Raw genomic sequence first — 11,618 nt, 5'->3', positions numbered from 1 at the left:
GTCTACTCGGCGGGGGCGGCCGTGCAGGGCTGGGCGTTGCAGACGTCGACGACGGTGCCGGTCCGCATGAACACGGACTTCTGCTGCCGCGCCTTGGCGTCGTGCCGGGGATCCTCGTGCGGGTCGTGGCCCTGGGCCGCCTCGCTCGGCGGGGTGTTGGTCAGCGGCGGGGCGCCGGTGCCGCTGTCCCAGACGACCATGGCGGATCCGGCGTACGGATAGCTGGTGATCTTGTTGATGCCCCAGAAGGGCGTGACGTCGGTGCTGCGCCCGGCAGCCAGCGGCTTGGCCGGCACCCGGGCCCCGAGCGTGCGGGCCTCGACGTCGGCGGAGACGTTGGCCACCTGGTGGTCGCCGAACGCGACGTGCATCAGCACCCGTTTGGCCGGCGAGGCGGCCAGAGTGGCGGCATACCCGTTGGTCTCGCCCCGGTCCCACTGCATCTGCAGCAACGAGAGCAGCACCTGCTGGTCCAGCTTGTCCGGGAAGGCGACGTCGATGATCTGCTGGAAGGAGGCGAAGTCCGAACTGCGGTTGAGCAGCAGGCTGTAGTTCATGCCGGTGACGCCGAGCACGCCGTACTTGAGGTCGGGCGAGCTCGCCACCAGCGCGCCGCCGACGATCCCGCCCTGGCTGTTGCCGTCGTAACTGAGCCCGGCGCTGGTGTCGATCACCGGCTTGCCGGCCGCGTTCTGGAACGCCGGGTTGCCGGTGAGGCCACCGGCGGCGGTCATCGCCCGGCCGACGAACATCGCGTTGAGCAGCCCCTGGCGCATCCGGTCCGGGATCGCCTGGAACAGGCTGGGACCGGCCAGGGCGAGCGAGAGGACGGCGGTGTCGTCGTCGGCCATGCCGATCCACGGCGTCGCGCAGAAGGTGAAGTTGTGCTCGGACGCCATCGCCTCGACGTTGTCCGCGGTCACCTCGTTCGCGCTGCCCAGCAGCCCGTGGCCGTAGAGTGCGGCGTTCGACGGGGTGACCAGCGCGGTCCGCGGGATCACGCAGGTGAACAGCGCCTTGACGGTGCGCCCGAGCAGGACGGCCGGCAGCCCGTCGGCGCCGCGGGTCAGCGTCGACCCGGCGATCCCGTTGGGCAGGGTCAGATAGTTCGGCACCGTCACGTAGCCCTCGATCCGCCGGGCGATCTGCGGATTCTCGGTGGTGGTGTACTCGGTGACCGAGGTCAGCGTGTACGACGGGGCCGCGCCTTTCAGGTTGGCGAAGGACTGGTCGCGCATCTTGGCCAGATCACCGGTCAGGTTCTGCTCGCTGGCGACGGTGAAGCCCCAGGCGAGGTACAGATCTGCGCGGGCGACGCCGGCCGCGGTCAGGGTGCCGAAGACCGGTTCCAGCTGCTGCTGCCGGGAGCGCAGCGCATCAGAGGCCGCCAGCGTGGCGCCGCGGACCTTGCTGAACGCGGCCGACGGGGCGAGCTTGACGCCGGCGCTGTTGACCAGGTTGCGCAGGCCGACGGCGTACGAGTGGCCGGGGGTGAAGTTCTTGGCGGGCCGGATGATCAGCGCCTGGCGCGCGGTGTTGGTGGTGTTGGCGTCCAGCTCGGCCCAGTACGGCCAGCGTTCGCCGGTCGTCATGTCGACCAGCACCGCCGGCGCGTTCGCCGACAGGGACGTGGCGATGTCGGTGATCGGGGCCAGGCCGGACCGGGTCGCGCTGACCCCGGGCGCCACCGTCATCACCGCGGAGCCGGGCGAGAAGCCGTCACTCCGATTCCAGCCGTCCGGGTTGGTCGTCGCACCCAGGGAGTTCACCGGCAGCGTGGCGGCGGTGAAGTTGACCCGCCGGCCGGTCGCGCTGGTGGCGTCGTAGCGGGTGTTCCAGTCGTTCGGGAAGGGCAGCAGGCACGCGACCGGGTCGATCGGGTCGCAGGTGCCGTTGCCACCGGCCAGTTTGGTGAAGGTCACGTGGGTTGCCGTATCCGCCTGGGCGCTGGTGCTGGGCAGGACGCAGAGGACCGCGGCGAGCGCGACGGTCAGGGCCCGCCTCATGCCGGGTGCGCCGCGAGGTAGTCGCCGATGATCTGGGCGAACGCGGCCTCGCCGGCCTTGTTCGGGTGCAGTGGCGCAGCCAGGCCGCTCGGGATGTAACCCTCGATCCACTTGGTGGCGGCGTCCGCGCAGGCGTCGTGCCCGGCGCTCGGTGTGCGCAGGTCGACGTACTCGGCCCGGTGCGCGAGCGCGGTGGCCTTGATCGTCGCGTTCATCGAGTCGACCTTGGCCTGCAGGTAGTTGGCGTCGGTAGGAAGCACCGGGACGCTCGGCCAGCACCCGTTCGGGCGCAGGTAGAGGCCGTAGCCGGTGAGCACGACCCGGGCCTTCGGCGACTTGGCGTGGATCTGGTCCAGGGCGGTGGCCAGCTTCACGCCGAACTGGGCGATCACCTGCTCTTCGCTGTCCACGCCGTTGACGACGTACCGGTCGCGGCACAGCTTGCCGCCGAGGATGACCGGCAGCAAGTTGACGCAGTCACCGGCGACGCCCACCAGGCCGGTGTCGTTGCCGCCGATCGTCATGGTCACCAGGGTGGTGCCGGCGCTCAGCGCGTCGAACTGCGGCGGCGCGTCCGGATAGGTGATGCCGCCGGGATTGCGCTGCTGGGCGGTGGTGAAGTGGATCGTGCCGGCCGAATCGCAGCTGACATCGGTGAATGAGGAAGCACCCAGTCGTTTGGCGAGAAGGTGCGGATAGTTGATGGCCGAACGCGAGCAGCCCAGATCTTCCTGCGGAAGAATGAGCGGCCCGGAGGCGAAAGAATCGCCCATGGCGACATAAACCTGGGCGGGTACGGCGGCATTTGCCGGAGTGGCGATAAACGTTCCGAGACAGGCGACGGCGATGGCGGCCAGCCGGCGGGCGGTTGAATAGACCATCCGAGAACCTCTGTTCCGCGATGGGATGTGGTGGATAACATCCTGCGAAGCGCGGGACTCGGTGTCTGTGTGATGCGAGGCAGAATCCGGCGGGCGCGGTTGTGACGGATCACAAGACGGGTGGGATGATGACAACCTCCGGTTCGGCATTCCAGCAATCCGAGCTCGGGCCTTGGATGTGGCACCGGGTCGTCCCGCTGACCGAACAGGTCGTCGAGCGGATCCTCGCGGAAATACCGTTCTATCGGGAGCTGCCCCGCGAACAGATGCAGGTCGATATCGCCAATATCGTCAGCCTGAATCTGCGCATGCTGGCCCGGCTGCTGACCGAAAGCCGCGAGGCGACCGACACCGAATTGGACCCGCAGCGCGAATCGGCCCGCCACCGCGCCGAGGAAGGGGTGCCGCTCGGCGCGGTTCTCTCCGCCTACCACCTGGGCACGGCATTGGCCTGGGACGAGGTGGTCGGCCGGTTCGGCTCGGCCACCCTCAACGAGCTGAACCCGGTCCTCTCGATCTTCCACGACTATCTGCGAGCGCTGGTCGAGGCGGTGTCCGCGTCCTACATCGAGGAGCGGCAGATCCTCGACCACCACGAGCAGAACAGCCGGCGCGCGCTGCTGGCCGCGCTCACCGACGGCACCGACGTGGAGGCCGTCGCCCAGCGGACCGGACTGCGACCCGCCGAGCGCTACCTGGTGCTGACGCTGGCGATCGGCCGGCACGCCGACGAGATCGAGGGCAGCCCCGGCGCCCGGGTCGCGGCCCAGCGCAAGGTCCGTCGCATCCAGACGACTTTCGAGAACGCCTCCGACCAGCCGGTCCTGACGCTCGTCGAACAGACCGCCGGCACCGTGCTGCTGCCCCTCGCCGCCACCCCGATGACCTGGGCCGACGCGGTCGTGCTGATCGCCCGCGTGCAGCAGGCGGCGGGCGCGGTGATCCTGGCCGGCGGGCTCTTCGCGGACCGGGCCGGGGTGACCGAGGCGATCGCGCTGTCCGCCGGCGTCGCCGACGTCGCGGCCCGGTCCGGCCGCACCGAGGGTCTGTTCCGGCTCGAGGACCTGCTGCTGGAGTTCCAGCTGTCCCGGCCAGGCCCGGCCCGCACGATGCTCGCGGCCCGGCTCGCCGGCCTCGACGACCATCCCGACGTCGAGCACACGCTGCGCACCTACCTGCGGCTTGGCCAGGACCGGCGGGCCACCGCGAACGCGCTGCACCTGCACCCGAACACGGTCGACTACCGGCTGCGCCAGGCCGGCAAGCTGACCGGCCTCAACCCGGCGGCGGCCGGCGAACTGATGCACATCCAGGCCGCCTTCATCAGCCGCGACACCGAACGGGCCGACCAGCCGAGCTGACGGCGCGTCCTCCGATTCGCCGTGCCCGGACGCTGATCAGGCCTGCCGGTCGCCGGTGGGGGTCAGCCGCCCGAGGAGCTCGACGAGCCGGGCGAGATCATCGGTCGACCAGTCCCGAGTGCGGGCGTAGAACTCCCGGCCACGCTCCTCGAGCGCCGCGGCGACCCGTTCGCGGCCCTCGGCGCTCAACTCAACGATGATGCTGCGCCCGTCGCCCGGAGCCGGCGAGGCGTCGAGCAGGCCGAGCGTCCGCATCTTGCGGATCAGGGTGCTGGTGGAGCTGCGGTCCATGCCGACCGCCTCGGCGACGTCACTGGGGCGGGCCGGCCCGAAGGCGTAGATCCAGCGGGCCAGGTGGAAGGCGGCCGGCTGAAGCTGCGGGTGGAAGTGCGCGGCGCTGCGCTCGCTCAGCGCCCGGGCGCCTCGCCGCGATCAGCCTCGCGCACCAGGGCGCTCACGCCTCCGCCACGAGATCGGCGCCGACGTTTTCCTCGGCGACTTCACCCGGCTCGACGACGTGCGGCGCGTCGGGCAGGAGATCGCCGTGAGATCCGCTTCGCCGGCGCACTCGAGAAGGTCCTCACCCGGCTCGGGATCGGCGACCCGGCCCGCGGCGCCGGCCTCATCGTCGCCCTCGCCACCGGCCCCGCCTTCACCGGGCGCTCCGGCGGCTACTACACCGTCCGCGGCACGCGCCAGATCCAGCCTGCCCCGCCCGGCAACGACCCGAATCTGCAGGCCGAACTCTGGGACGAGACCCAGCGCCTGCTCGAAGCCGAGTGACTCCTCGGCGAGGGCCCAGCTGGGAGTCAGGGCTGGAGCACCAGCTTGCCGAGGCCGTGGCCGCGCTCGCTGCGGCGGTGGGCCTCGGCGCCTTCGGCGAGCGGGAACACCTGCTGGACCGGCAGGGTGAACCTGCCCTTCTCGTGCAGGTCGACGGCCAGTTGCAGCGCCTGCCAGTAACGCCGCTCGGCGCCCGTGGTGAATCGCACGCCGAGTTCGGCCGCGGCGGGTTCCGCCACGACAGTGATGACCCGTTCGGCGGCGCCGGTGAGCGCGATCAGGTCGGGCAACGCCTCCCGGCCGGCAGCGTTCAGCGCGCGGTTCACTCCCGGCGTCCGAGCGCGGACCCGCTCGATGAGCCCGGCGCCGTAGCGGGTGGGGGTGATGCCCAGGCCGGCCAGGAAGGCGTGGTTGTGGTCGCCGGCGGTGCCGATCACCGATGCCCCGCGGGCCATGGCGAACTGCGAGGCGGCGAGTCCGACCGCTCCGGCGGCGCCGTTGACCAGCACGACGTCGCCGTCCGCGACACCGAGAAGATCGACGGCACGAAGTCCGGTCTCTGCCGCCGAAGGCAACACTGCCGCCTCCGCCCACGACAGGCCGGTCGGCCGGTACGCCCACGCGGTCGCGTCGAGCAGGGCGTATTCGGCCGAAGCGCCGGTCGCGGTGCTGCCGAAGATCTCGTCTCCGATGTACGCCCCCGTGACGCCCGGGCCGATCTCGTCGACTACGCCGGCAGCGTCCTGGCCCGGGATGTGCGGCAGGGAGAGCCGGTGAAAGGCAGCGCTCGCGCCGCTGCGAATCTTCCAGTCGACCGGGTTGACCGCGGCCGCCCGCACCCGGATCCGGACCTGGCCTGGGCCGGGCACCGGCCGGTCCACCCACCCGACGCGCAGCACGTCGGGCGGGCCGTAGCTGTCGAAGAGCAGCGCGCGCATGGTGCTCACGCGTACATCAATCCGCCGTCGATGAGCAGGCCGGTGCCGGTGATGAAGGCGGCCTGGTCGGAGAGCAGATAGGCGACCGCCTGCGCCACCTCCTCCGGCGTGCCCAGGCGGCCCATCGGGATGAGATCGGCCCACTCGCGCTGGGTCTCCGCGGGGAACGACGCCATCCCCGGCGTCGCGATCGTGCCGGGGCACACCGCGTTCACCCGGATGTTGCGGCGGGCGTAGGTCAGCGCCGCGTTCTTGGTCAGGCCGATCACGCCGTGCTTGGCCGTGGTGTACGCGGCCATGTCCGGCGCGTTCTTCAGCCCCGCGTTCGAGGCCATGTTCACGATGCTGCCGTGCCCGGCCTCGACCATCACCTTCAGTTCGGCGCGCAGGCACAGGAACGTGCCGCGCAGATCGATGCCCATCACCTGGTCCCAGACCTCGATCGGCATCTCGTGCAGGTCACCCGGGTGGTGGCCGATGCCGGCGTTGTTCACCGCCAGATCCAGACCGCCGAGGAACTCCACCGAGCGGGCGAGCAGCTCGTCCACGCTCGTCGCGTCGGCGACGTCCGCGATCACCGCGGTCGCCTGGCCGCCGGCGGCGAGGATCTCCTCGACCGTGCCCTTCGCGCCCTCGTCGGAGATGTCCGACACCACCACCCGCGCGCCCAGGGACGCGAGGTGCAGCGCGGTGGCCCGGCCGATGCCGGCGCCGGCGCCGGTGACGAGGACTCCCGAACCTTCAAAACTCATGGCCGTACCGCCTTAACCATTAAGTGCACCAGATCGGTGACGTAATACGACGGTAATCCCGGCACCACGATTTATGCAACCACTCCGGTAACAGATATCCTGGGTGCATGAACACCGCACCCGCCCGCGGCCGGCCCCGCGATCCCGCGGTCGACGAACGGATCGTCCGGGCCGCGGCCGAGGAGCTCGCCGACACCGGCGCCACCGCCTTCAGCCTCAACTCCGTCGCCGCCCGCGCCGGGGTGGCGAAACGCAGCATCTACAGCCGCTGGCCGGACCGCGCCGACCTGATCATCGCGGCCCTGCAGTCCCTCTCGGTCGGCCTGGCCCCACCCCGGACCGGCACGCTGCGCGGCGACCTCGAAAACCTCTTCGACCAGATCGCCGACACCCTCTCCGAGCCACGGCAATCGATCCTGGCCCGCTACGCCACCGAACTGTCCGACCACCCCGAGCTGTACGCGGTCTTCCAGCGCGACGTGATCGACCAGGCCATGGCGGTCATCGAGGACGCCCTCGTCGACGCCCGCCGCCGCGGCGAGATCCGCGCCGACGCCCCGCTGCCGCTGGTGGCGGAGGTCTTCGTCAGCGCGATCTTCGGCCGCAGCGGCTACGCCCGCCACACCCGGCCCGGCCACTTCCCGCAGATGAAGGACGGCCTGGTCGGACTGACCATGAACGCGCTGCGGACCCGCCCGGTCAGCTGACGGCGCCCGCGCCGGTCTCCTGTTGCTGGAGACCGGCGCCCACTGCCGAGCGTGCCCCAGGTCGCGGCCCGGACCGTCGCCCGCAGCGTCGACCCACTGGCGAGGCTCAGCGTCGCGACCTTGGACAACGAGTAACTCTGACCACTGCCCAGCGCGACATCGGCCGTCAACGAGTAGCTGCCCTGCGCCGCCCACTCACTGACCTGACACGGACCACCGGAAGCACCCCCGGCACCCCAGCCGTGCCACCGGACTCGAACCCCTCGAGCAACCCGCTCGAGCCTGATCCCGAACCTCCGGAGGTCAGCAGGGGCGTCAGCGCCGGGTACCACTTGTCGGAGATCTTGACGTTGCCGCTGTCGTTCGGATGGACCCCGTCGGTCGTGTTCGAGCCGGTGCTGAAGCCACTCCACTGGTCAACGACGGTGATCGGCGACGCCGAGGTGCTCTTGCCGCTTGCCCAACCCGGGATGGCGTTGTTGAGGTTGATCACCCGTTGCCCGCAGTCCGAGCAGCCGCTGGGGTTCATCGGGAGGATCTTCGCCACGAGAATCTTCATGGCTGATTTACTGGCCCGCATCTGGTCGACGAGCTTGCTGTAGGCGGCCAGGATCGTGCTGGGCGACAGCCGAGCGTGCCGACGAAGTCGACGCCGGTGTAGCCGTTGCCCTGTTTTCGCATGACTTCACCTCCACCGACGAGTGCTAGATGGCCGGGACGTTCACCCAGAAACGGGTGTCGTCGGTGCGGTAGCGCGAACTGGAGTTGATCTGGTCGCGGATCCAGTAGACGGCGTTGCGGTAGTTCGCGATGTCCTGAGTGTTCGGGTTGCTCAGGCCGGTCTGGCCGTTGCGGTGGCCGGCGAACCAGGTGTACTCGCCCCACTTGTTCTGGGCCGCGTGCCGGACCTGGATGTCCCAGCTGAGGTTGCTGTTCAGGGCGGCGCCGGCGTTCCACTCGTTCGGCCCGTAGCCGCTGTACTGCGAGACGGACTGGCGGATCATGTACCAGTTCTGCTTGAAGATGCCGAAGTTGGCGGCGTCACCGGACTTCCCGTCCCCGTACGTGTAATCGGTCGTCATCCGCTCCGTCTCGAGCATGGCGATGGCGAGGTCGAGCACGGTGCCGCCGTTGTTCAGCACCGCTTGCTTCCGGCTGCCCAGGCCGGAGACCGTGTACGAACCACGGTCCGCGGCCCGTGCGGGCGCCGGGGCGACGAGCATGGCGGCGAGGACGACCAGGCCCAGGGCAAGCAGTCGTCTCATGGGGGATCTCCATTCTCCGGACCGCACCGGTGGATGCGCGGTCAGCTGATGGTCATGGCATCGATGTCCTGTTGCTGGTTGCCGCCGATGTAGAGGTTCACGGTCCGCACGTCGGACAGGCCGGGGCAGCCCGCGGCGACGGCGGTGAGGTCGAGCTCGAAGTAGCCGGGCCGGGCGGCCGCGGGCTTGGCGTCGCCCTGGCACCACACGCTGTCCGGTCCGGTCTGGAACGAGACGGCGAAGGAGCCGTTGGCCGAGGGTGAGGCGAAGCTCAGCGTGCTGCGAGTGGTGAGGTCGGCCGGCGCCGGCAGGGACGCGCCGAACCAGCCGCCGTCGGTGCCGGTCAACCGCAGCCCCTGTACGCCGTCGGCGTGGAACGCGGTCGTGGTGGCCACCGTCCCGGCGGCCGGGTTGAAGCTCGCCGGCCCCCAGCCCTGGGTGCTGTCCTCGAAATCGAACAGGGTCTGCTCCGGGAGTGGTTGCGGTTTCACGGTGACGGTGACGGTCGCCCGGTTGGACCTGCGGCCGAGGGAGTCGGCGATCGTGTAGGTGACGGTGGCTCGCCCGGTGAAACCGTCGGCGGGTGTGAAGGTCACGGTGCCGTCGGCGCCGGCCGTGAAGGTACCTCCGGTGGCGTCGGGATTCAGCCTGAGGGTGCGCGGGTCGAGCCGCCGGGCGGGCAGGTAGACGATGTCGTTGCCGACGACCTGGAGCGACGCGCCCGTTCCGTATTCGACGGTGGCGGTGTCGTCGTCCGCGACCGGGGCGAAAGTGAGCGCCCGGCCCTGCATCCGCCGGCCGAAGTTGCTGATCGTGGTGCACACCGGACTCGGGCAGTAGACCGTGAAGCCGTCGTAGTCGCCGTAGAGGCTGCCGTCGTCGAGCCGGTCAGAAAGGATCCAGTACAGCGCGCCGTTGGTGCCGGAGGCGTACGCCGCGTCGGTCCAGCGCTGGTAGACGGTGTTGCGGGTGGCCTTGTCGCGGTAGCCGAACTCGCCGAGCATCACCGGCTTGCCCACCTGACGCGCGGCGCGGGCGTGGTCGAGGATCCACTGGGTGCCCCAGTCCGCGGTCTTGCCCCAGCCGTCCGGATAGAGGTGGTAGCTCATCACGTCGATGTTGCGCAGCCGGGCCAGCCGGACGGTGTCGACGCCCTCGCCGCCGTTGCGGGTCCAGTCGTCCCCGCCGGGCTGGTCGGCGAAGAAGCCCTCGTCGCCCACGCTGATCAGGTGTTTGCGGTCGACCGAACGGATGAAGGTCGACATCTCGTCGGCCCAGGCGGTGATCGTGTCGGTGGTGCAGGCCGCCGACCGGGGGTACTTGCCGGAGCCGACGCAGCGCGGCTCGTTCGCGAGCTCCCACGTCATGATCGTCGGGTCGTCCCGGTACTTCACGCCGGTGATGCTGTTGGTCCGGTCGAGCAGGTGGGCGATGTAGTCGCGGAACCAGCCGCGGATGCGGGCGTCGGTGTAGAAGTCGTCGTGGTGGCTGCCGCCGGCCCACTCGACGTATTTGTCCATGCCGCCGAAGTCGCCCCAGTTGTTGGTGAACGGGATGACCAGCTTCAGGCCGTCCTGGCCGGCCCGGGCGATCACCGCGTCCAGGCGCGCCAGCCCGTCGGCGCCGTCGTTGTATCCCGGATGCCCGGAACCGTCCCAGTACTGCAGGTAGACCCCGTTCTGGCTGCCGGCCGTCGGGTTGCTGCCGTCGGCCGTGCCGGTGTCGAACCAGCCCCACGTGCGCATCACCTGGAAACCGGCGGCGGCCGCGGTGTCGAGGACGTTGTCGCGCGCCGCCGGCGACTGGTAGTGCAGGTAGTAGTTGTTCGTCCCGGCGAATCGGAACGGTTTGCCGTGCAGACGGAGGTCGGCGCCGGCCCTGGTGACGAAGGCCGGGGCGACACCGGTCGGGACGGCCGCGCCGGTGAGGGCGAGAAGCACGGCCGCGCCGAGCGCGAGGTATCGCATCTTCATGGATTGCTCCAGAGCAGGTACTGGGAGAGAGGACTTCCGCAGAATCTAAACCTGCTTAAGTTAGCCGTCAAGCTGGGAAAATAGTCAGACTTCAATGAAAATGGCGTCAACGAGAAAGGCCGGTGCTTTCCCGTCGGCGAATTCGGATCGGCGGCCCGGCGTGGTCGTGCGGCGCGACACCGCGGAGCGCCTCCAGGACGGCCCGGCCCAGTGTCAGGCCGTGCTCGTGGACGTCGATGCTGAGCGCCGACATCGGCGGGACGGCCAGTTCGCACAGTGGCGAGTCGTCGCACGCCAGCAGGCTCACCTGGCCGGGCACCGCCAACCCGGCCCGGATCAGGTCCTGCTCGGCGGCCACCGCCATGACGTCGTTGTCGAAGATGACCGCGCTCGGCCGCGGGTCGCCGGTCAGCAGGTCGTGAACGCCGCGTATGCCGGCCTCGGCGCTGTAGTCGGCCTCGATCACGCGGATGCCGACGCCGTTCCGCTCGCCCGCGGCGCGCATCGCCGAGGATCGCTCGGCCGTGTGCACGAGGTCGGCCGGCCCGGTGACCCGGCCGACCACCCGATGACCGAGCGACGCCAGCAGGTCCATCGCCGCGGTGATGGCGCCGGCGTCGTCGGTCACCACCCGGTGGAAGGACGAATCGGCGCCGTGCCGGCCCGCGAGCACCGCCGACAGGCCGATCCCGGCGAGTTCGGCCGGACGGATGTCGTCACCCACCAGGTTCACGACGACCACGGCCTCGACCGTGCGATCGGCGGCCCACCGGCGGTAGGTGGCCAGCTCCGCATCCAGATCGGGCACGACCAGCAGCAGGACGGTGGCGCCGTGCGGCGTCAGGGCTTCCTCCATGCCGGCGATGAGCTCCATGAAGAACGGCTCGACGCCCAGCCGGGCCGCACGCCCGGTCAGCACCAGCCCGATCAGGCCGCCGGTCATGCTCACCTC

At 70.3% G+C, this 11,618-nt stretch carries 13 protein-coding genes; 4 read left to right on the top strand and 9 right to left on the bottom strand.

Going from position 1 to position 11,618, the window contains the following annotated elements; all coding sequences use genetic code 11:
* Window positions 1–2: 2 nt before the first annotated feature.
* Window positions 3–2,006 carry a hypothetical protein gene (locus tag AB0E90_RS45025; RefSeq protein ID WP_360418618.1) on the bottom strand — a complete coding sequence of 668 codons (2,004 nt, stop codon included), beginning with the start codon at window positions 2,004–2,006 and terminating at the stop codon, window positions 3–5.
* The gene (locus tag AB0E90_RS45020; protein WP_360418615.1) at window positions 2,003–2,887 is read right to left on the bottom strand and encodes an SGNH/GDSL hydrolase family protein; all 885 of its coding nucleotides are present in this window, start codon (window positions 2,885–2,887) and stop codon (window positions 2,003–2,005) included. Before AB0E90_RS45020 ends, AB0E90_RS45025 begins: the two co-directional genes overlap by 4 nt.
* A 125-nt stretch (window positions 2,888–3,012) precedes the next feature.
* On the opposite strand from AB0E90_RS45020, the gene AB0E90_RS45015 reads away from it, so the two are divergent.
* The gene (locus AB0E90_RS45015; RefSeq protein ID WP_360418613.1) at window positions 3,013–4,248 is read left to right on the top strand and encodes a helix-turn-helix domain-containing protein; all 1,236 of its coding nucleotides are present in this window, start codon (window positions 3,013–3,015) and stop codon (window positions 4,246–4,248) included.
* Between the two features lie 36 nt (window positions 4,249–4,284).
* On the opposite strand, the gene AB0E90_RS45010 is transcribed toward AB0E90_RS45015, so the two are convergent.
* A complete protein-coding gene (locus AB0E90_RS45010) occupies window positions 4,285–4,590 on the bottom strand; it encodes a MarR family transcriptional regulator (protein WP_360418729.1) in 306 nt (101 codons plus the stop codon).
* 12 nt (window positions 4,591–4,602) lie between these two features.
* Here AB0E90_RS45010 and AB0E90_RS45005 point away from each other — a divergent pair, with 12 nt between their 5' ends.
* A complete protein-coding gene (locus tag AB0E90_RS45005; protein WP_360418611.1) occupies window positions 4,603–5,031 on the top strand; it encodes a hypothetical protein in 429 nt (142 codons plus the stop codon).
* Window positions 5,032–5,057: 26 nt separating this feature from the next.
* On the opposite strand, the gene AB0E90_RS45000 is transcribed toward AB0E90_RS45005, so the two are convergent.
* Window positions 5,058–5,969, bottom strand: coding sequence for an NADP-dependent oxidoreductase (locus AB0E90_RS45000; protein WP_360418727.1), 912 nt, complete (start codon window positions 5,967–5,969; stop codon window positions 5,058–5,060).
* A 5-nt stretch (window positions 5,970–5,974) separates the two neighbouring features.
* Window positions 5,975–6,721 (bottom strand): SDR family NAD(P)-dependent oxidoreductase, encoded by a 747-nt coding sequence (locus AB0E90_RS44995; protein ID WP_360418609.1) that lies wholly within the window; start codon window positions 6,719–6,721, stop codon window positions 5,975–5,977.
* A 107-nt stretch (window positions 6,722–6,828) separates the two neighbouring features.
* On the opposite strand from AB0E90_RS44995, the gene AB0E90_RS44990 reads away from it, so the two are divergent.
* The gene (locus AB0E90_RS44990) at window positions 6,829–7,428 is read left to right on the top strand and encodes a TetR/AcrR family transcriptional regulator (RefSeq protein ID WP_360418607.1); all 600 of its coding nucleotides are present in this window, start codon (window positions 6,829–6,831) and stop codon (window positions 7,426–7,428) included.
* On the opposite strand, the gene AB0E90_RS44985 is transcribed toward AB0E90_RS44990, so the two are convergent.
* Complete coding sequence (locus AB0E90_RS44985; protein ID WP_360418605.1) at window positions 7,332–7,760, bottom strand: hypothetical protein; 429 nt, start codon at window positions 7,758–7,760, stop codon at window positions 7,332–7,334. The genes AB0E90_RS44990 and AB0E90_RS44985 overlap by 97 nt on opposite strands.
* Between AB0E90_RS44985 and AB0E90_RS44980 the strand changes: the two genes are divergently transcribed.
* Window positions 7,761–8,030 carry a hypothetical protein gene (locus AB0E90_RS44980; RefSeq protein ID WP_360418603.1) on the top strand — a complete coding sequence of 90 codons (270 nt, stop codon included), beginning with the start codon at window positions 7,761–7,763 and terminating at the stop codon, window positions 8,028–8,030.
* A gap of 102 nt (window positions 8,031–8,132) precedes the next feature.
* Here the strand turns inward: AB0E90_RS44980 and AB0E90_RS44975 are convergent, their stop codons facing one another.
* From AB0E90_RS44975 to AB0E90_RS44965, 3 genes are all read right to left on the bottom strand, one after another.
* A complete protein-coding gene (locus AB0E90_RS44975; RefSeq protein ID WP_360418601.1) occupies window positions 8,133–8,693 on the bottom strand; it encodes a hypothetical protein in 561 nt (186 codons plus the stop codon).
* Window positions 8,694–8,734: 41 nt separating this feature from the next.
* On the bottom strand, window positions 8,735–10,666 hold the full coding sequence (locus AB0E90_RS44970) for a cellulase family glycosylhydrolase (RefSeq protein ID WP_360418599.1): 1,932 nt from the start codon (window positions 10,664–10,666) through the stop codon (window positions 8,735–8,737).
* Window positions 10,667–10,772: 106 nt separating this feature from the next.
* A complete protein-coding gene (locus tag AB0E90_RS44965) occupies window positions 10,773–11,609 on the bottom strand; it encodes a substrate-binding domain-containing protein (RefSeq protein WP_360418596.1) in 837 nt (278 codons plus the stop codon).
* Window positions 11,610–11,618: the final 9 nt, after the last annotated feature.

The sequence above is a fragment of the Actinoplanes sp. NPDC026619 genome (assembly GCF_040638295.1).
Taxonomy (GTDB): domain Bacteria; phylum Actinomycetota; class Actinomycetes; order Mycobacteriales; family Micromonosporaceae; genus Actinoplanes.
This window is presented reverse-complemented; position numbering and strand designations above follow the sequence as displayed.